The sequence below is a fragment of the Mesopusillimonas faecipullorum genome (genome assembly GCF_020539505.1).
Lineage (GTDB): Bacteria > Pseudomonadota > Gammaproteobacteria > Burkholderiales > Burkholderiaceae_B > Mesopusillimonas > Mesopusillimonas faecipullorum.
In genome coordinates, this window is sequence record NZ_JACDXW010000001.1 from 278,031 (window position 1) to 295,222 (window position 17,192).

At 55.1% G+C, this 17,192-nt stretch carries 19 protein-coding genes; 7 read left to right on the top strand and 12 right to left on the bottom strand.

Features of this window, described 5'->3' with window-relative positions; all coding sequences use genetic code 11:
* The first annotated feature begins 152 nt into the window (after nt 1-152).
* The 3 genes from H0484_RS01310 to H0484_RS01315 all read left to right on the top strand — a co-directional run bounded on the left by H0484_RS01310 (nt 153) and on the right by H0484_RS01315 (nt 2,360).
* Nucleotides 153-896: a helix-turn-helix domain-containing protein gene (locus tag H0484_RS01310; protein ID WP_226952631.1), complete on the top strand. Its 744-nt coding sequence runs from the start codon at nt 153-155 to the stop codon at nt 894-896.
* A gap of 62 nt (nt 897-958) precedes the next feature.
* Nucleotides 959-1,402 (top strand): pyridoxal-dependent decarboxylase, encoded by a 444-nt coding sequence (locus H0484_RS15140; protein ID WP_255644225.1) that lies wholly within the window; start codon nt 959-961, stop codon nt 1,400-1,402.
* Nucleotides 1,344-2,360 carry a glutamate decarboxylase gene (locus tag H0484_RS01315; RefSeq protein WP_255644227.1) on the top strand — a complete coding sequence of 339 codons (1,017 nt, stop codon included), beginning with the start codon at nt 1,344-1,346 and terminating at the stop codon, nt 2,358-2,360. The genes H0484_RS15140 and H0484_RS01315 overlap by 59 nt, the downstream gene beginning before the upstream one ends.
* Nucleotides 2,361-2,446: 86 nt before the next feature.
* Here the strand turns inward: H0484_RS01315 and H0484_RS01320 are convergent, their stop codons facing one another.
* Nucleotides 2,447-3,529: an alpha-hydroxy-acid oxidizing protein gene (locus H0484_RS01320; protein WP_226952632.1), complete on the bottom strand. Its 1,083-nt coding sequence runs from the start codon at nt 3,527-3,529 to the stop codon at nt 2,447-2,449.
* Nucleotides 3,530-3,706: 177 nt separating this feature from the next.
* Between H0484_RS01320 and H0484_RS01325 the strand changes: the two genes are divergently transcribed.
* Nucleotides 3,707-4,141, top strand: coding sequence for a MarR family winged helix-turn-helix transcriptional regulator (locus H0484_RS01325; protein WP_226952633.1), 435 nt, complete (start codon nt 3,707-3,709; stop codon nt 4,139-4,141).
* Here the strand turns inward: H0484_RS01325 and H0484_RS01330 are convergent.
* The 8 genes from H0484_RS01330 to H0484_RS01365 all read right to left on the bottom strand — a co-directional run bounded on the left by H0484_RS01330 (nt 4,134) and on the right by H0484_RS01365 (nt 12,580).
* Nucleotides 4,134-5,183: an amidohydrolase family protein gene (locus H0484_RS01330; protein ID WP_226952634.1), complete on the bottom strand. Its 1,050-nt coding sequence runs from the start codon at nt 5,181-5,183 to the stop codon at nt 4,134-4,136. The genes H0484_RS01325 and H0484_RS01330 overlap by 8 nt on opposite strands.
* 82 nt (nt 5,184-5,265) lie before the next feature.
* Complete coding sequence (locus tag H0484_RS01335; RefSeq protein ID WP_226952635.1) at nt 5,266-6,762, bottom strand: aldehyde dehydrogenase; 1,497 nt, start codon at nt 6,760-6,762, stop codon at nt 5,266-5,268.
* 11 nt (nt 6,763-6,773) lie between these two features.
* A complete protein-coding gene (locus tag H0484_RS01340; RefSeq protein WP_226952636.1) occupies nt 6,774-7,400 on the bottom strand; it encodes a cysteine hydrolase family protein in 627 nt (208 codons plus the stop codon).
* Nucleotides 7,401-7,436: 36 nt separating this feature from the next.
* Nucleotides 7,437-8,714, bottom strand: a complete 1,278-nt coding sequence (locus H0484_RS01345) for a TRAP transporter large permease (RefSeq protein ID WP_226952637.1) — start codon at nt 8,712-8,714, stop codon at nt 7,437-7,439.
* A 9-nt stretch (nt 8,715-8,723) separates the two neighbouring features.
* Nucleotides 8,724-9,296 (bottom strand): TRAP transporter small permease, encoded by a 573-nt coding sequence (locus H0484_RS01350; protein ID WP_226952638.1) that lies wholly within the window; start codon nt 9,294-9,296, stop codon nt 8,724-8,726.
* Nucleotides 9,297-9,301: 5 nt separating this feature from the next.
* A complete protein-coding gene (locus H0484_RS01355; RefSeq protein ID WP_226952639.1) occupies nt 9,302-10,327 on the bottom strand; it encodes a TRAP transporter substrate-binding protein in 1,026 nt (341 codons plus the stop codon).
* 71 nt (nt 10,328-10,398) lie between these two features.
* The gene (locus H0484_RS01360) at nt 10,399-11,607 is read right to left on the bottom strand and encodes an alpha/beta hydrolase family protein (protein ID WP_226952640.1); all 1,209 of its coding nucleotides are present in this window, start codon (nt 11,605-11,607) and stop codon (nt 10,399-10,401) included.
* An 82-nt stretch (nt 11,608-11,689) separates the two neighbouring features.
* Nucleotides 11,690-12,580, bottom strand: a complete 891-nt coding sequence (locus H0484_RS01365; protein ID WP_226952641.1) for a polysaccharide deacetylase family protein — start codon at nt 12,578-12,580, stop codon at nt 11,690-11,692.
* Nucleotides 12,581-12,717: 137 nt separating this feature from the next.
* Here H0484_RS01365 and H0484_RS01370 point away from each other — a divergent pair, with 137 nt between their 5' ends.
* The 3 genes from H0484_RS01370 to H0484_RS01380 all read left to right on the top strand — a co-directional run bounded on the left by H0484_RS01370 (nt 12,718) and on the right by H0484_RS01380 (nt 15,746).
* Nucleotides 12,718-13,332, top strand: a complete 615-nt coding sequence (locus tag H0484_RS01370) for a cupin domain-containing protein (protein ID WP_226952642.1) — start codon at nt 12,718-12,720, stop codon at nt 13,330-13,332.
* Between the two features lie 40 nt (nt 13,333-13,372).
* A complete protein-coding gene (locus H0484_RS01375; RefSeq protein WP_226952643.1) occupies nt 13,373-14,365 on the top strand; it encodes an asparaginase in 993 nt (330 codons plus the stop codon).
* 139 nt (nt 14,366-14,504) lie between these two features.
* Nucleotides 14,505-15,746, top strand: a complete 1,242-nt coding sequence (locus H0484_RS01380) for a TIGR03862 family flavoprotein (protein ID WP_226952644.1) — start codon at nt 14,505-14,507, stop codon at nt 15,744-15,746.
* 54 nt (nt 15,747-15,800) lie between these two features.
* On the opposite strand, the gene H0484_RS01385 is transcribed toward H0484_RS01380, so the two are convergent.
* The 3 genes from H0484_RS01385 to H0484_RS01395 all read right to left on the bottom strand — a co-directional run bounded on the left by H0484_RS01385 (nt 15,801) and on the right by H0484_RS01395 (nt 16,851).
* Entirely contained in the window at nt 15,801-16,232 is a 432-nt protein-coding gene (locus H0484_RS01385; protein WP_226952645.1) for a TonB-dependent receptor domain-containing protein, read from the bottom strand.
* Between the two features lie 219 nt (nt 16,233-16,451).
* Nucleotides 16,452-16,649, bottom strand: a complete 198-nt coding sequence (locus H0484_RS01390) for a hypothetical protein (RefSeq protein ID WP_226952646.1) — start codon at nt 16,647-16,649, stop codon at nt 16,452-16,454.
* Nucleotides 16,639-16,851, bottom strand: a complete 213-nt coding sequence (locus tag H0484_RS01395; RefSeq protein ID WP_226953006.1) for a sigma factor-like helix-turn-helix DNA-binding protein — start codon at nt 16,849-16,851, stop codon at nt 16,639-16,641. Before H0484_RS01395 ends, H0484_RS01390 begins: the two co-directional genes overlap by 11 nt.
* Between the last annotated feature and the right edge of the window lie 341 nt (nt 16,852-17,192).

Below are 17,192 nucleotides of genomic sequence, written 5' to 3' on the forward strand. Positions count from 1 at the left end.
TTTCGTTTGGGAGGAGTAACTTGAGCCATAACACGAGCCCACTCCTAGAAGTCATTCCTGACGGATGGGGACCAAAATTTCAATCGATAAGCGGGGCAGTAACGCTTACGCAGATCGGGCCAAACTCCATCCGATTCAACGCCCCCTCTCATATGGCTCTGATGCTTTTGACGCCACAGCAAAACAGGGAGCTGTCTCTCAACTCTGATCGGAAATCAGTTTTTTCCGCCCCCATCGGTACGATGGAAATCGTGCCGGCAAACGCTGAACTTTATGCACAATGGAAGGAGACTAAAGAATGTCTGCTGGTCGCGTTGTCACCACACAAACTGTCACAACTCGCCGGGCTAGAATTTGAAAGAGAGGATTTTGAATTTCATCCCACTGACTGCGGACATGTGGATCAGCAAGCGCTTATGCTGGCGCATTTGATCCGTAAGGAGTTTCAAGATTGCAATTTGCTAAATCACCTTTATCTCGATTCCCTTCTAACAGTCTACTCCACCCATCTACTACGCAATTACTCCACCTTTCGAGACCGATCTTCACCCAGGCCTCGAGGAGGGTTGTCTCCCAAGACCCGACGTAGCGTTGAGGATTACATCAGGACCCACATCGGCGACAACCTCTCCGTGAGTCAGCTTGCACAGATTGCTGAGTTGTCGCCCAGCCATTTCCTGCGCGCATTCAAGCAGACAATTGGCCAAGCACCCTATCAATATGTTCTTGCGATCCGCCTTGAGCAGGCTGAGAAACTGGTTGTAAGCACTGATATGGAGCTAGCGGAAATTGCCAAAATCACTGGGTTCTCGAGTCACAGCCACATGACATCACTGATGCGACGGAACAAGCTCACCACACCAAGCAGCTTACGTCGTATACGAATCACCCGTTAGGCCGAGGCTGAATCCACCAAGGTTTCCTAGCCATTTTTCACCTGTACGCAATGAGGTAACGCATGGCATTACACGCCAAGAACGCAGTGCGCGACGATTTACTCGACGATGTCTACGCATCGACTGATCTGTCAGTCAGTATGCCCAAGTACAAATTCCCGGAATCTGCGCATAACCCGCGCCATGCCTACCAGGTTGTTCACGACGAACTCATGCTCGACGGCAACTCGCGTCAAAATCTTGCGACGTTTTGCCAGACCTGGGTCGATGATGAAGTCCACAAATTGATGGACGAATGCCTAGACAAGAACATGATCGACAAGGACGAGTATCCGCAAACCGCCGAGATCGAGGCGCGCTGCGTCCATATGCTGGCCGACCTCTGGAACTCTCCGGATGCTGCCAACACCCTGGGTTGCTCGACCACGGGCTCGTCCGAAGCCAGCAATGCTGGGTGGTTTGGCGCTGAAATGGGCTTGGCGCAAGAAGCAGCAGGCAGCCGGTAAACCCACGGATCGCCCCAATTTGATTTGCGGCCCGGTGCAAATATGCTGGCATAAGTTCGCTCGATACTTCGACGTCGAATTGCGCGAGATCCCACTCGAGGGAGATCGCTTGATCATGAGCCCCGAAGAGGTCATCAAGCGGGCCGACGAGAACACCATTGGTGTGGTGCCTACCTTGGGCGTCACGTTCACGTGCGACTACGAGCCGGTTAAGGCTGTCAGCGACGCACTGGACAGGCTGCAAGCAGACACCGGCCTAGATATTCCTATTCACGTGGATGGTGCAAGTGGCGGCTTTCTGGCACCGTTTTGCGCGCCGGAACTGGAATGGGATTTCCGTTTGCCGCGCGTGCACTCTATCAACACCTCGGGGCATAAGTTTGGCCTTGCGCCTTTGGGGGTAGGCTGGGTGGTGTGGCGAGATGCCGCACACCTACCTGAAGAGCTGATTTTCGACGTGAACTATCTGGGCGGCAATATGCCTACGTTCGCGCTGAATTTCTCTCGCCCTGGCGGCCAGATCGTGGCGCAGTACTACAACTTCCTGCGTCTGGGTCGGGAAGGCTACACAAAAATACAGATGGCGTGCTATGACACGGCACGCTTTCTGGCCGACGAGATCGAGAAAATCGGCCCGTTCAAAATTCTTTTTGATGGCGATATGAAGCGCGGCATTCCGGCCTTGTCATGGACGCTTAAAGAGGAACACAAGAACGACGGCTATACGCTTTACGACCTAGCCGATCGCTTGCGCAGTCGCGGCTGGCAAGTGCCCGCCTATTCTATGCCCGCCAACCGCGAAGATTTAGTGATTCAACGCATATTGGTACGTCACGGCGTCAGCCGCGACCTTGCTAACCTGTTGCTGGAGGACATCCGTCGCAGTCTGACGTATTTTGCTGATCGGCCTGTGCAGCAGCCACTCAGCGAAAAAGAAGCCGGCGGATTCCATCATTGATTTGAGCAATAGCACCAACACCGTCAGTTAAATAAAAACGGGGCCGACATCACAGATGTCGGCCCCGCCTTATTCTGCACCAGGCATTAAACGCCTTGCATGACTCGCACGCTGTCTGCACCTAAAGCGAAAGCTTTAACAATGTCAGAGCCGCGACGGAAGCCGCTGTCGATGAGGATGGGTTTGTCGACTTTGCTACGGGTCTCGGCCAAAACTTGCAGGGGGGAAACCACTTCAGCCAGTTGGCGCCCACCGTGGTTAGAAAGAATGATGCCGTCAGCACCGTTCTCTATGCACATCACAGCGTCGTCAGAGTTAAGAATACCTTTGACCAGCAAGGTGTGTGGCCACATTTCGCGCAGTTGGCGCAGAGCTTCCCAATCGAAGGTGGCGTCCAGGCTGCGGCTCATGGCTTGCGTCTGTGCCGCGATGTCTGAAGCGTCGTTGCTGACAAAGTTGGCAAGCTGGGGCTGGTTGGCCATGTAGTCCATCGTCCAGCTGGGGTGGGTAATACCGTCCCAAATCACACCGGGCGTCATGCTGACGGGAATCTTGAAGCCGTTACGTATGTCACGCTCGCGCAGGCCGTTAACAGCCACGTCTATGGTCAGTACCAAGGTGGTGTAGCCGGCGTTCAAGGCACGCTTCACAAACCATTCGGACTGATCGCGATTGCTAACGTAAAGCTGGAACCACTTGTCGCCGTCTACGTTCTTGGCCACTTCTTCAATAGAATTACTGGCAGGCGTAGACAAGGTAAAGGGAATGCCGGCTTCTTGGGCAGCGCGAGCCAACGCCAAGTCGGCATTGGGCCACAACACACCGTTACCACCGGTAGGGCCAATCATGAAAGGTGAGCTCTGGCGTTTACCGAAGAGTTCTATGGCTTGGTTGCGCTGACTAATGTCAACCAAGCGCCGGGGCTTGAAGCTGATTTGGTCGAACACCGCCAGGTTGTGCTGCAAAGAGCGCTCGCTACCCGAACCGCCTTCCAGAAAATCAAACACCATGCCTAGCAAACGATCTTGGGCCAGAGCGCGGTAGTCGAAAACATTCAGCGCAACAGAAGGGACGTCGCTCTTGAACAAGCCGGGCAAGGTGGCACCAACGGCTAAGCCGGCCGCGCCAAAACCTGCGCCCAGCACAAAATCTCTTCTTGAAATTGACATACAAATAGCCCTTATCTACAAAAATTGAATGCAAAAATTCTCAACTTCTGCCTTGGAGCTGCAAGAGGTAGGCATTTACTGTGTCTGCTCTGAAAAGTAGACCGAGCACAGAAAGCACGGAGGACGAGAGCCTATACAATATAGTTTGAATTTCAACTAAATTGCAGCATTACGATTATGACGCCGTCACCCTGTCATCTGCTCACTTCGTTCAGCTACCAGCTTATGCAGTTGGCACGCCGCTGGCGACGTTCCGACGTACAACTGATGGCGCGCGAAGGTTATACCGACGTTTCCTGGGTGCCTTTGCTGCATTTATATGGCGGCGGGCCCATCATGCAAAAAGAATTGGCCGCCCGCTGTGGGGTGGAAACCTCTAGCCTGATGCGCTTGTTAGATAAGCTCAAAGCCCAGGGTTTGCTTGATCGCCAGCCACACCCCGTAGACCAACGCGCTTGGCTGTTGGAACTAACACCTGCCGGTCAGGAAGAAGGTAAACGCCTGACCCAACTCATCATGGATGCCGAGCAGGCCAGGCTGAAAGACGTACCGGAAGAACTGCGAGAGGCTTTCCAACAATTGTCGGAAACGGCGATGCGCAACCTCAACTAACCTCAAGCTTCAACAGACGGTTGGCATTCCCGCTCAGGATCATGTCTTTCTGTCCACCGCTTAATGACTCCAGGGTCTCGATGGGCGTGCGTGGCGATGTTACGCCCATATCAAAGCAGTAGTCGCTGCCCAGCATCACCCGCTCTGCCCCCACTTGCTGAATTAAGAAAGCCAAGGCTGCCGGGTCGTGGGTAATGGTGTCGTAGTAGAAACGTGTGGCGTATTCGCGTGGGTTGCGTTTCAGCGATGCGCATTCGGGGCGGACAGACCAGCCATGCGCAATGCGCCCCAGCAAAAAGGGTAATGCGCCGCCCCCATGAGGCAGCGCTACCTGCAAATTTGGAAACGCATCCATGACGCCTGAAAACACCAAATGCGCTGCCGCAATGGCGGTATCAAAGGGGTTGCCCAGCAGATTCGCCAGAAAATATTGGCTGAGTCTGTCTTGCATGCCCACCACTTTTAGCGGATGCAGAAAAATCGGCAGGCCTAGTTCTTCCAACACCTGATAAACGGGCCAGAACAGAGGGGCTGAAAGCTGGGTGTCGTTAATGGCCGTACCCAAGTACACGCCTTTTATGCCCGAAATTTTTGCAACGCGCTTGGCTTCGGCGATGGCCAGGTCGGGAAACTGCATGGGCAGCGTTGCAAAACCAAATAGCTGGGTAGGCGCTTTTTCATGCGCTTGCGCAAGTGAGTCATTGAACACCTGGCTCAAGCGGTCAGCCAAGCCGGCTTGCGCCCAATACACCATGGGCTGGGTCAGCGAAAGTATTTGCTGCGTCACGCCCGACTGCTCCATGTCAGCCAAACGCAGATCTAGATCAATGAACTTATTTGCGATAGGACCAGTAAACAAAGGACCGGCGCGCAGTGCCTGAGTGCCATTCAGATCCACCCATTCTGCACCGTCTGCTGGGCCGTGCCGTTTAACGACGTCTATATATTCTTGGGAATAATAATGGGCATGGATATCTATGGCTCGAAAAGCGTTGCACGAGCTGCATGAGCAAGCTACCGTAGCGTTGAGGCTCTGATTCATGGCGTTGCCTTATAGGGTTTTGTCGCGACTCCGCCTGCAGCTTCGTCGTGAAGTGACTTGCAAAAACGAAAATAGCCCGTCATCAGCTATATCTTTTTTCTACCGTTTTGTTGTCGTCAAACCAGTCAAACGACTCATCCGAAACGTTCACCACTACGCTTTGTGTTCGCGTATAGGCCTCATAGGTCACAATGCCGTTTTCTTTGCCAATACCGCTTTCCTTAAACCCACCCCAGGGTGAAGAGGGATCGATTCGGTGGTGGTCGTTGACCCAAACAATGCCCATCTCCAATGCCTGAGCCACCCGGTGTCCCCGCGCGATGTCGCGCGTCCAGACGCTGCCGGCCAGCCCGAAGTTGGTAGCATTGGCAAGTTCAATAGCGTGTGCTTCGTCCTTGAACGGCATGACACACACCACTGGGCCAAAGATCTCTTCTTGCTCTATGCGCATCCCCGGCTTCACGTCGGTGAACACGGTAGGTTGCAAATAGTAGCCGTCAGCCAGCGCACCACCGGGGCGCTGCCCACCCGCTGCCAGCGTCGCCCCTTCGGACTGGCCAATATCTACGTATTTCATAACGCGATCCAACTGCCGCTTAGACACCAACGGCCCTATCTCGGTGGCCAGATCAGTCGGGTCTCCCAACCGCAGGGCTTTCGTGCGCGTAAGCAGACGACTCAGCACCTGATCCAGAATGGATTCGTGAACCAAGAGGCGGGCTCCTTGCACGCAGGTCTGGCCCGCGGCGATGAACGAAGCAAACAGCACGCCATTGACCGCCCTATCAATATCCACGTCCTCAAACACCAGCACCGAGGCTTTACCCCCTAGCTCGGCCGCAAAGCCCGCCAGATTACGCCCTGCCGCCGCGCCAATATGTCGGCCGGTTTCCGTACCACCGGTCACGTCGATTTTGGCGATGCCAGGATGTTCGGAGAGCTCCTTGCCAGCAGTGGCACCGTCACCCGTTACCACGTTGTAAACCCCATCAGGCAAACCGGCCTCGCGCAATACTTCGGCCAGCATAATGGGCGTAATGGGTGCTAATTCGCTGGGTTTGGCCACGACCGCATTTCCCGCCGCCAGTGCGGGCGCGAGTTTTTTAGTCAGAATCAACATGGGATGATTCCACGGCGTGATCACCCCCACCACACCTAAAGGCTGGCGCCGCGTGTAGTTGACGTAAGGGCCGCCAAAGGGGTGCACGCGCCCCTCATGCGTACGAGCAACTGCTGCAAAATATTCGTACCACTCAGGTAAACGCGAGACTTGCGCACGCATCTCACGCAGGGGGCGACCTATCTGTTCGACTTCACGATCTATGAATTCGGACAAGCGTTCACGCAGCAAGCGTGCGAATTTTTCGAGCACCACGGCGCGCGCTATGGGTTCACGTGCCCCCCACTCGCGTTGCGCTTCGCTCGCAGCGTTGACCGCGGCATTGATATGCGCCGCCCCCCCCGCCGGCACGCTCGCAATGACGCGACCATTGGCGGGGTTCTCGATAGCGATAGGCTCGGTGCCGGCGACATCAACCTCTTTGCCGCCGATAATCATCTTCCAATGTGGCACTGTCATGGGCACTTCACCTAGCTACGTACCGCTGCCAGCGCTTCATCGCCGGACATGACCCAGCCGAAGGCGGCACGTACGCACGTCAAAGCCGCCTCGTGGGCTTTGGGGCCGTCTATGGTGTCAACACACTCCTCGATAAGAATAGCGGCAAAGTCGCGCACGCACGCGGCAACTGTGGTTGCCAACACGCAAGAGTTGGTATTGACCCCTGTCAGCAACAGCGTATTGATGCCATTGTTTTTTAGCGTGAACTCAAGGTCGCTGCCAATAAAGCAGTCATAGCGCCGCTTGGTGTTTACCACCCAATCACGCTCATCCAGCAGCTCAGTGATCACTTCGGTACCGGGCGAGCCCCATAAATTATGTTTGAGCACGTTCTTGCGTGTCGCGGTGGGGTCCTCTGCACGGGTACGCCAAAACGGGTTGGTGCGAATTTCTTCAACACTGCGGTACAAGGTCAGCAAATGAATAACCGGTATGCCGGCGGCGCGGCATTTTTCGAAGAACACTCGGTTGGTTTCAATGACCGCCTTTGAGCGTTCTGCCGAAAGCGGCATGGTGGCGACTTCAGGATCAAGATGGCCACGGTGCAAATCAATGGCAATCACTGCGGGACGAACGACATCTACACCTAGATTCATTGGAAACTCCTGAACACAGGGAAAAGGGTTAATCGTCTAACCATGCACCAGGTTGGGCAGCCAAAGCAGCAGACTGGGCAAGTACGTAATCAGCATCAGCGTCAGCAAAGACAAAATGAGGAATGGAACCGACGCTTTGACCACCTCCAGATAAGGGAGACGGAAGGTAGTAATACCAATAAAAATATTCAGACCAAAAGGCGGTGTCACCATGCCTATCGCCAGGTTGAACACCAGCACCGTGCCCAAATGAACAGGGTCAATGCCAATAGCGGTGGCAGCCGGGGAGATCAACGGGGCCATAATGATGACGGCTGAGTTCGGATCTATGAACATGCCGGCAATCAAGAACATCGCGTTGATGACAGCAAGCACTGCGGCAGGCGGCACGTCGTTAAGCAGATTGGTAATAGCGACCGGCACACGCTCCAGCGTCATGAACCAAGTCATCAGACTCCCTACCGAGATCACAATCATCAAGGTCGCAATCATGATGGAGGACGTCTGAGAAAGCTTGAAAAGATCTTTGACTGAAAGCTGTCGGTAAACCAGCGTCTCGACGATTGCGGCGTAAACGCAGGCCGCAGCCGCCGCTTCGGTGGGCGTAAACACGCCGCTATAAATGCCGCCAAAAATCACCACAGGCAAGCCCACCGCCCAAATCGCCTCTTTTGCGCGTACCAGGTTCTGCTTCCAACCTATGCGCGCAGAAGTTTCCACCTTGTGGCGCACGGCATACCACCAGCAATACAGACTGAGAAACAGCACAAACCATCCACCTGCCGCCAAACCGCCAAGAAAGACTCTGGACACCGAAGTAGACGTTTGTACGGAATACAGGATCATGGCCACCCCCGGCGGAATGACCATGGCCAAGGTAGACGCCGAGAGAATCAAGCCCACCGCAAAACCACGGCCGTAACCTTGCTTAAGCAACGCGGGGTAAACGATGGGGCCGATACTGACGACAGCCGCTGCCCCAATACCCGAAATGGCGCCAAACAGGGCGCAGGCCAGCACCGTTGCAATGGCCAAGCCACCGCGCAAATGACCAACCAGCCCTTCCATCAAGGCAACCAGCTTGGCGCCTATCTGGCCGCGTCCCACTATGTCGGCGGCAAAGATAAACAGCGGCACAGAAAGCAGCGCGAAAACGTTGATACCTTCGGCTAATCTTTGTGGCAACACTCGTGAGGGCATGGGCGGGCCCAGCCACTCAAAGGACAACACTGTGCCAGTGAGAATAGCCAGGAAAATGGGGAAAGAAACAAGAACTAAAAAGAAAGCGACAGCAACGAGTATGGTGGTTGGCATGGTTGGCTCTTAGAAGTTCGAAATGACGGGTTTAGCGTTGACATCGATGCTTTCAGCCGTCGCGAGGTCGTCAGGTAAACCGTAGTCACCCGCGCGCGGCAGCGTGCCTCCGAAGATCGCAACCAGCAGTTCAAACACATAAGCAATGGCCATCAAGCCACATCCCACCGGTATCGCCATATAGATCCATGCACGTCGTATGGGCAAGCTGCTGCTCATCTGTCCGGTTTCCCAGATGAAGCTGGCCAGCTCCCACCCTAGCCAGGCGATATAGCCCAAGGTAATGGCGCCGACAGTGGCGCACAGCATATTGACGATACGCAGCGCCCCCTTAGAAATCACTCTTGAGAAAATATCTACCGTGATGTGGCGCTGCACCCTGACCAGCAGGTAAGAGCCAAGAAAAGTCACCCACACCATCAAATACCTGGACAGCTCTTCGCCGCCTATCACCACGAAATCAGCGAAGTACCGTGCCACCGCATTGATGAACAATACGACGGTGATAACTAGTAACGACACCCCCGCCATCACCTTGACTAAGGCATCAAAACCGCGAAGAAGACTGTCCAGTGCTTTCATGGCGCTTATTCCTTGTTGATTTCGGCTTCTATGCTTTCCAGAATCTCACGCCCGGCATCTCCATTCTGTTTGATGAAAAATGCGCGTACCTTGGGCAAAGTGGCTTCTTGCAAGGCGGCGCGCTGCTCGGGTGTCAGCTCTACAATTTCCACGCCTGCAGCTTTCATCGCCTCCATGGCCTTGGCTTCAGACTTATTCGTTTCGTCCACCACCGTTTTCGCACCGGTATCCACCGCCTCGGTCAGTGCCTTGCGGCAGTCCTCTGGCAAAGCATCGAACCAGGCTTTAGAGACCATGAAAATCTGGTCCAAGTTACCGTGGTTAGTCATGGTCAGCGCTTTTTGCACTTCATGTAGCGCCATCAGATAACTGGTGGAAACCGGGTTCTCTTGAGCGGCAATGGCACCACTTTGCAGGGCGTTATAGGTTTCAGGAAAAGGCATGTCCACCGGCGTTAAGCCCAAGGCCTTTTGCTGTTCGATCAGCACTGCCGATGGCATGACGCGAGCGCGTTTGCCGCGAAAATCGTCGGTGGAGCGCAGGGGCTCGTTAGCCGTCCACTGCTTGTATCCGGTATGCCAAACCTTTACCGAATAAATACCTTGCTTATTGGTGGTGTCGAGCAAGGTGCGCACCGCAGGCGAATCATGTACCGCCAACAATTCCTCCTGGTCGTCCGGCCACAAGAAGGGGAAGTCGAAGATTCCCATCAAAGGTTGAAAGCCCACCAGAAAAGACCCAGGCAAGATCACGGCCTCGATAGACCCTATCTGCATGCCCTCGATAAGGTCGGTCGTGGCTCCCAGTTGCCCTGCCGCAAAAACTTGCGCATCCATGGGGCAGCTCTTGGACTCTCTTAATATTTGTGCAACGTGATTAGCGGCTAGATCGCGTGGGTCGCCTTTGGGGGCGACATGACCGATTTTCATGACGGGGTTGGCCGCATACGCAGCTGAGCACGCGAGTGCTGCCACGGACAGGGCCAAAACTGCTTGGCCTACCTTCGGACGAAATCGTGCGTTGTGTTTCATGCCTAAGCTCCTTGGTCGCCGTACTGGGCGTGAACGCCCCCGAGACGCTCGGGGGAAAGTGTGTGCAGTGCTCAGCCTTTGAGCAAAGCGCGTTGATCTATCCCCAACACGTCGGTTAGCCAATCATTGATTCGCTCTTGGCCTAAAGTGGGGTTGTCGTGCTGGCAATGCTCGGCGCCGGTTTCCTCTTCACCGACCAAGTCCAAGGTGACGTCCACCCCATGCTTTTTGGCGTAGTCGTAAACCTTCTTGGCTTGGTCAACGCCCAGCACGTCATACCCGCCGTGCAGAATCAAGTAGGGGCACTGGATCTTGTCAATGACACCCTCCAGCACAAAGTCTTTGCCTTTCTCGAAGGCTTCCTTCATAGACTTGGCGCCGAATACCCAGCGGATATGGCCGGCCAAGCCATGGTTGTCGTCTGCGGAACCCCAGAGTTCGTTCACACTCCAGATAGCGCCATGCGAAACGACGGCGGCCAAACGATGCTCGAATGAGGCCGCACGTGCCGCGTAGTAGCCTCCCAGGCTCGAGCCACTCATCGCAATACGCGAGGTGTCGACATCGGCACGCGTTTCCAGGTAATCGATGCATTTACCCACAGGCACTTCGTAGTCATGGCGGTTCACAATTTTGTGACGGCGTATGGTGCCACCCTGTCCCGGGCCATCCACCATTAGCACAGACATTCCGCGCTGAATGGCGCCGTGGGCCACCATGAACCACATTTCGTCCTTGAACGAATCCAAACCACCAAAGCACATCAGCACCGGCTGTTGCGCAGCAGGGTTCACGGGTGAACGCAGGAAGTAGGCATAAAGGAATTTGCCATCCAAGTAAGGCACCTGCACTTTCTCCAGCTTGGGGCTCAAATACTGCCCCCATTTTTCAGTGCATGCTTCTAGCTTGTCGAACACCTGCAGTCGGCGTGGATCTTCACCCTCCAACCAGAACTCGGCTTCACGGTAGTAATCCACGGCTCGCAGCCAGCAATTCTGTGCGGTGACTAGGTGACCTTTACTGTCTTCTGCATCCCCGCGTTTATGGTTGCGGTCTGCAATATGTAGCCATTCGCGATACCAAGACTCGGAATCAGACGGATCAATTCGCGCCCCAGCTTGGAATATCTCGCTGATGGCTCCTCCGCCCTCTTGTGTTTCACCCAATGCACGACGAAACTGGTAGGACATCCAAGGGTAATCAGGCCAGTGATGCCAGCCATAGGGCTTGTAATGCGCTTCCTTACGATCCAACACTTCATTGATCAGTTTGTTTTCCATGCAAGCTATCTCCTGAGCGCCAGCGGCGTGAAGTCTAAGTAAGCACTCTTGCGGCAATCGATGATCTGATGCCGCAACAGATTCAGAAATCGGGTTTGGGCTGTGTCTGATACCAGTCGTGAATTTGCTCGCCGGTATAAAAGGCAACATCTTCGTGCTCGGCGATGTACTGACACAGCGCATCCAGCGCGCCAATGCGGTGCGGCACGCCCGTTAAGTAGGGGTGAATGCTGATCGCCATCACCCGTGCCGAGTCGGTGCTTTCGGCATATAGCTGGTCGAACTGCAGCTTGCCGCGCTTGAGCAGCTCGTCAGACGTATGCAGTTGAACCGCGCTTAAGACCACGTCGTTCAGTTCAACCGTATAAGGCACTGAAGTAATGGGCCCGTGCTCAGTTTTAAGATGCACAGGTTGATCGTCCAGCACCCAGTCAGCCACGTATTCAATACCGGCCTGCGCCAGCAAATCTAAGGTAACGGCGGTTTCGGTCAGCCCGGGGCTTTCCCAACCGCGCGGGGGTTTGCCCGTGACTTGGCGTATCGCTTCAATGGTGTCGTGTATGGCTTGCTTCTGGTCTGGCACCTTGTGCATGGGGCCTTGGAGGAAACCATGGCCCATGAATTCCCAATTCAACTCGTGCGCCGCTTGGGCGATGCGGGGGTAAGCCGTGCAAACAGAACCGTTAATCGCCAAGGTAGGCGTAATGTGATGACGTTTAAGCACCTCGACAAATCGCCAGAAGCCCACGCGCATGCCGTATTCATGCCATGCCCAATTAGGGATGTCGGGCAAGAGCGCTTGCCCCATAGGAGGCGGTAAAACGGCACGCGGCATGGCATTGTCGTGGTGCCAATGCTCTACGTTGACAATCACCCAAACCGCCATCTTTTTGCCATGGGGAAGCACTAACTTCGGGCGATCCACTATGGCGCTATACGGGGCCCGCATAGGGGCCGTCCAGTCTCCGGGCATTCGCGTTTCTCCTGATGCAAATTCAATCAATTTGTCTTTTAATAAACATAATTTCCGTATATTCAACTAGTTTGAATTTATTGAAACTTGGTGTTTATACTTATGATCTTTCCAATTGCTACACAAGGAGATCCTCCATGACGGGTTCTGCTCCGCGCTCCAAAGAGGACTTTGATGACGAGATGGCGCTCTCGGAAACTTTGGTGGGTTCACGGATCAGGCATGCCCGAATCTCACGTGGGCTGACGCTGCAACAGCTGGCCGCCTTGGTTGACTGTTCGACCAGCCTGCTCTCCAAAGTTGAGAACCGCAAAGCCAATCCGTCCATCCCCATGCTGCACAAAATCTGTCGGGCCTTGGGCACCAACATTGCGCTCTTGTTCGCCTCTGCGGAAGACCGCGATACCGTGGTACTGCGTGCAAACGAGCGGCCTGTGCTAGCTACCGACCAGATGCACAACGGCATAGGCATTACGCTTGAGCGTTTGATCCCTGCCTTGCCAGGTAATCTGCTCCAAGGTCATATCCACATCGTTCAGCCCGGCGGCTACAACGATGGCACGCTAGAGCACGAGGGTGAGGAAGTCGGCTATGTGCTGGAAGGCACGCTGGAGATCGTGGTGAACGGCAAGAAATATTTAGTTGAGGCCGGAGATTCGTTTTTCTTTCATTCCGATCTGCCTCACAGCTACCGTAATCCCGGCGACTGTGTCACCCGTATTGTGTGGATCAACACCCCCCCAACGTTCTGAGGCGCTTTGTTCCCTGCACTTACTTACCAGGAGTCCATTCATGTCATTGCCACGCGTTAAAGTTGTTGTTCTGGGCGGCACCATCACCATGGCACCGAGTGCGCAAGCAGGCATCACGCCTACACTCAGCGGCGAAGCTTTACTGGCGCAAATCCCGTCGCTTAAAGAGATTGCGAGTCTCGATGTCGTTACGCCTTTTCTGAAGCCGGGCGCCTCGATTACGCTAACTGAAATCGCTGAGCTGGCCCAAGGGTTTGCCCAAGATGACGCGGATGGCATTGCAGGTATTGTGATGGTGCAAGGCACCGACACCATTGACGAAACCAGCTTTCTGATCGACTTGCTTTATCAAGGTCATGCGCCTGTCATTGTCACGGGCGCCATGCGCGGTGCTCATGCCTTAAGCGCGGACGGTCCCAGCAATTTGCATAACGCCATCAGTGCAGCTGCCGACCCTAAGACTCGAGATCTGGGCTGCTTGGTTCTGCTTAACGAGGAACTGCACACTGCAGCCAACGTTGAAAAAATGCACAAAGGCTTGGTCTCTTCTTTTCAGTCACCCAATGGCGGGCCCATAGGCTATTTTCTAGAAGGTCGGCTCCGGCTACTACGTCGTCCTCAGTCACGCCCCAACTTGCGCTTAGCGGCTTCCTCATTTCCGACCGTCTGCATTGCCAAACCCTGTCTGGACGAAAACCCGGCCTTGCTGAACGCTTTACCCAGCTTGGGCTATAGCGGCGTGGTCGTTGAAGCCATGGGTGTGGGCCATGTACCCGGCCAAGTGCTCGATGCCTTGCATGCACTCACCCAAAGCCTTCCCGTTGTGCTCGCCTCCCGGGTGACCGGCGGGCCGGTGTATACGAACACCTACGGCTTTCCCGGTTCAGAGATCGACCTTATTAAACGTCTGGGCCTGATTCCTGCTGGGTGGCTCTCCCCCCAGAAAGCGCGTTTATTGCTGACTCTTTGTTTAGCCAGCGGCATGAAGAAGGACGACATCGAAAGCGCCTTTGCGCAGTTCGACCCACGGTAGTTTTTTCAGTTTGCAATGAGGATGGGTAGGTGGGCATAGGATTCGCCAACCAAAATTCGCCCTCTTTTGATCCGGTCGCAAGCCCAGCCTTGCTGCCTGCCCACGATATAATCCTGCAGTGCGCACACTCACTCACGACATGACCTCTGACCCCGACTCTACCGTTGCCATTATCGGAGGCGGGCCGGCGGGTCTGATGGCGGCCGAGGTATTGGCGCGCAACGGCCACACGGTTACCGTTTACGAAGCCAAGCCTTCGGTTGCACGCAAGTTTCTTCGGGCCGGTATAGGCGGCTTGAACATCACCCATAGCGAAGATTACAGCCTGTTCTGCACGCGCTACGGGCCTGCGCAGCCACAGCTGCAAGCCATGCTCGATCACTTTCCGCCCACGGCTTTACGCGCCTGGGTCGAGTCGCTGGGCATCACAACCTTTGAAGGCTCTTCAGGGCGAGTGTTTCCTGAAGGCATGAAAGCCGCGCCTTTGCTGCGCGCCTGGGTGCAGCGCCTGCGTGGTCTGGGCGTGCGCTTTCAGTTGCGTCATCGCTGGACAGGTTGGAACGCGGCCTATGCCCTATCGTTTGAAACACCGGACGGCCCGGTAGAAGCACGGCCCCAGGCTACGGTGCTTGCCTTGGGCGGCGCCAGTTGGCCGCAGCTGGGCTCAGACGGCGCTTGGGTGCCTTGGCTACAAGCAAGGGGCGCAAATATTACGCCCTTGCAAAGTGCCAACTGCGGTTTCGATGTAACGTGGAGCGAGCATCTACGTGAGCACCATGCAGGGGCGCATTTAAAGACCGTGGCTTTACGATTTACCGACTTGCAGGGCAAGACGCACGAGCGACGTGGCGAGCTTATTATCAGTCAGCACGGCGTAGAAGGCAGTTTGATTTACGCCTTCTCACGCAGCTTGCGTGAAACCCTTCAGGCTCAAGGTAGCGCAAGCTTCACGCTAGACTTGGCGCCCGATCGCAGCCCAGAGCAAGTGCTGGCCGGCGTGCAATATCCGCGTGGAGCCCGTTCGCTTTCCAGCCATCTGAAAACCCGACTGAATATTTCCGGCGTAAAAATGGCTTTGCTTTGGGAGGTTATGGGGGCACAAGCGGCCACTGACCCGGTGCGCATGGCGCGTTATATCAAGGCCTTACCGATTACAGTGAATGCCACTCGGCCTTTGGCCGAAGCCATCAGTACGGCGGGCGGCGTGCGCTTCGAAGATCTGGACGAGCACCTGATGCTCAAGGCCCTGCCCGGCGTATTTTTAGCGGGCGAGATGCTGGATTGGGAAGCGCCCACTGGTGGATATTTATTATCCGCCTGCTTGGCCCAGGGACGTTGGGCCGGGGAAGGCGTAGCCGCTTGGCTGAACCAAACAAGCTAGCCTTCTAAGCCGGCTTAGTGTTTGGCGGCGACTGAGCCGCCGGTACGCCTAGGTTTAGCCAAACGGCCTAACAGCTTGACGCGGTCTTCTATCTTGAAGGCTGCTCCAGAAGCCACGAGAGGTAGTGAGAGCGTTAAGGATGGGGAGTAAGGCAAGCAAACCTGCAGCCAGCCATAACAGCTCTACCCATGCCCTTTTGTCGAACACGTTATGCACGTAAAGACGGAACATGGCTGACTTGCCTCCCACCTTAGTGCGATAACGTGCACCCACATCCCAATGCGTCCCGTTAGGAATACTTTGCAGGTTGGCCGTATCCACATACTGTTTGCTGGTGTGCACGACTTGAGCCGACAGTGTCAAACCCGGCAAAGCTCTGACATCCCATTCGCCACCCAGATTCAACTGCATGCGCGGCGTACCCGGCGCATCATTACCCTCGTTCTCGCCAGTGGGCGTACGCGTAATGCGCGCCTGATTGAACATCGCACCACCCAGCAAGCGTATGCCGCGGTATGCTGGTTTTCAATCATCTCGCTGGTGCAGACGGTACTGTTGAACGGGGTGTCCATAAAGCCCATATTGCCCAGCCCCCCTACGCGACGGCCCGTGGCCACTTGCCCGCCCGCATATGCCTCAGGCAAGCCCCCGCTAGCCCCACGGACCACCAGTGCCTCCAAAATGGTGACGCTGTCATCGCCTTGATCAGGTGCCCTCAGCGTGTAAACGCCATTGCCCGATGGCAATACCTGTACGCCAGTTGCCCACCACATCAGGCGCACTAGGCACACGCGCCTGTTGGCCGGTCACACTGTCTACGGCTACCGCTTCCCCGGCCTGTTTGCGTATGAACAAGCTTGAGGCCGTCTCGTAAAGCTCAAACGTACGGGAATCAGGCCTCATGATCAGCATCCTTTTGGGCTGTGACCGTGTATTCGGCCTGCGGGTAATTGACAAGCAATCGGCAGTACGCCATTGCCTGCGAGATAAGCTTGTTCACCAAGGCACGCGAAATGTGCATGCGAGCGGCGATTTCTTCATAAACCAAGCCATCAAAACGATGCAGCACGAAGGTCTCACGTTGCCGCTCGGGTAATTCTTCCAGGGCCTGCGCCGCACCGCCACATAGATATTAAGCCCGCTCATTAATACGCCGAAAATGCAATATTATTAATGATTCTCATTTATTACAAAAAGCGTGAATCATACGTTTATGTGTGCAGGTCCATCAATTGCTCTTTCCCTCCACAGCGTCGTAAACGTATGGATGTCATCATGCACCCGAGCGCCAAACAAGCTGCTGCGGATTCTTGACACTGTTTTAGCGTTGCACTCTGGATGTCACTCTGGGAGTTTGCTATAAAACCGGCTATGGCAAATTTCTACCCAACACCCAAGTCAGCGCTGCGCTGCTCTCGCTTGTGCGCGGCGGCTGCCCTCAGCATC

Excerpts from the sequence above, each read along its gene's own strand:
- H0484_RS01365 (WP_226952641.1), bottom strand. The coding sequence starts at position 12,580 with ATGCCCGGAGACTGGACGGCCCCTATGCGGGCCCCGTATAGCGCCATA.
- H0484_RS01345 (WP_226952637.1), bottom strand. The coding sequence starts at position 8,714 with ATGCCAACCACCATACTCGTTGCTGTCGCTTTCTTTTTAGTTCTTGTT.
- H0484_RS01385 (WP_226952645.1), bottom strand. The coding sequence starts at position 16,232 with ATGTTCAATCAGGCGCGCATTACGCGTACGCCCACTGGCGAGAACGAG.
- H0484_RS01330 (WP_226952634.1), bottom strand. The coding sequence starts at position 5,183 with ATGAATCAGAGCCTCAACGCTACGGTAGCTTGCTCATGCAGCTCGTGC.
- H0484_RS01315 (WP_255644227.1), top strand. The coding sequence starts at position 1,344 with ATGCTGGGTGGTTTGGCGCTGAAATGGGCTTGGCGCAAGAAGCAGCAG.
- H0484_RS01355 (WP_226952639.1), bottom strand. The coding sequence starts at position 10,327 with ATGAAACACAACGCACGATTTCGTCCGAAGGTAGGCCAAGCAGTTTTG.
- H0484_RS01390 (WP_226952646.1), bottom strand. The coding sequence starts at position 16,649 with ATGAGGCCTGATTCCCGTACGTTTGAGCTTTACGAGACGGCCTCAAGC.
- H0484_RS01370 (WP_226952642.1), top strand. The coding sequence starts at position 12,718 with ATGACGGGTTCTGCTCCGCGCTCCAAAGAGGACTTTGATGACGAGATG.
- H0484_RS01335 (WP_226952635.1), bottom strand. The coding sequence starts at position 6,762 with ATGACAGTGCCACATTGGAAGATGATTATCGGCGGCAAAGAGGTTGAT.
- H0484_RS01375 (WP_226952643.1), top strand. The coding sequence starts at position 13,373 with ATGTCATTGCCACGCGTTAAAGTTGTTGTTCTGGGCGGCACCATCACC.
- H0484_RS01310 (WP_226952631.1), top strand. The coding sequence starts at position 153 with ATGGCTCTGATGCTTTTGACGCCACAGCAAAACAGGGAGCTGTCTCTC.
- H0484_RS01350 (WP_226952638.1), bottom strand. The coding sequence starts at position 9,296 with ATGAAAGCACTGGACAGTCTTCTTCGCGGTTTTGATGCCTTAGTCAAG.
- H0484_RS01340 (WP_226952636.1), bottom strand. The coding sequence starts at position 7,400 with ATGAATCTAGGTGTAGATGTCGTTCGTCCCGCAGTGATTGCCATTGAT.
- H0484_RS01360 (WP_226952640.1), bottom strand. The coding sequence starts at position 11,607 with ATGGAAAACAAACTGATCAATGAAGTGTTGGATCGTAAGGAAGCGCAT.
- H0484_RS01325 (WP_226952633.1), top strand. The coding sequence starts at position 3,707 with ATGACGCCGTCACCCTGTCATCTGCTCACTTCGTTCAGCTACCAGCTT.
- H0484_RS01380 (WP_226952644.1), top strand. The coding sequence starts at position 14,505 with ATGACCTCTGACCCCGACTCTACCGTTGCCATTATCGGAGGCGGGCCG.
- H0484_RS15140 (WP_255644225.1), top strand. The coding sequence starts at position 959 with ATGGCATTACACGCCAAGAACGCAGTGCGCGACGATTTACTCGACGAT.
- H0484_RS01320 (WP_226952632.1), bottom strand. The coding sequence starts at position 3,529 with ATGTCAATTTCAAGAAGAGATTTTGTGCTGGGCGCAGGTTTTGGCGCG.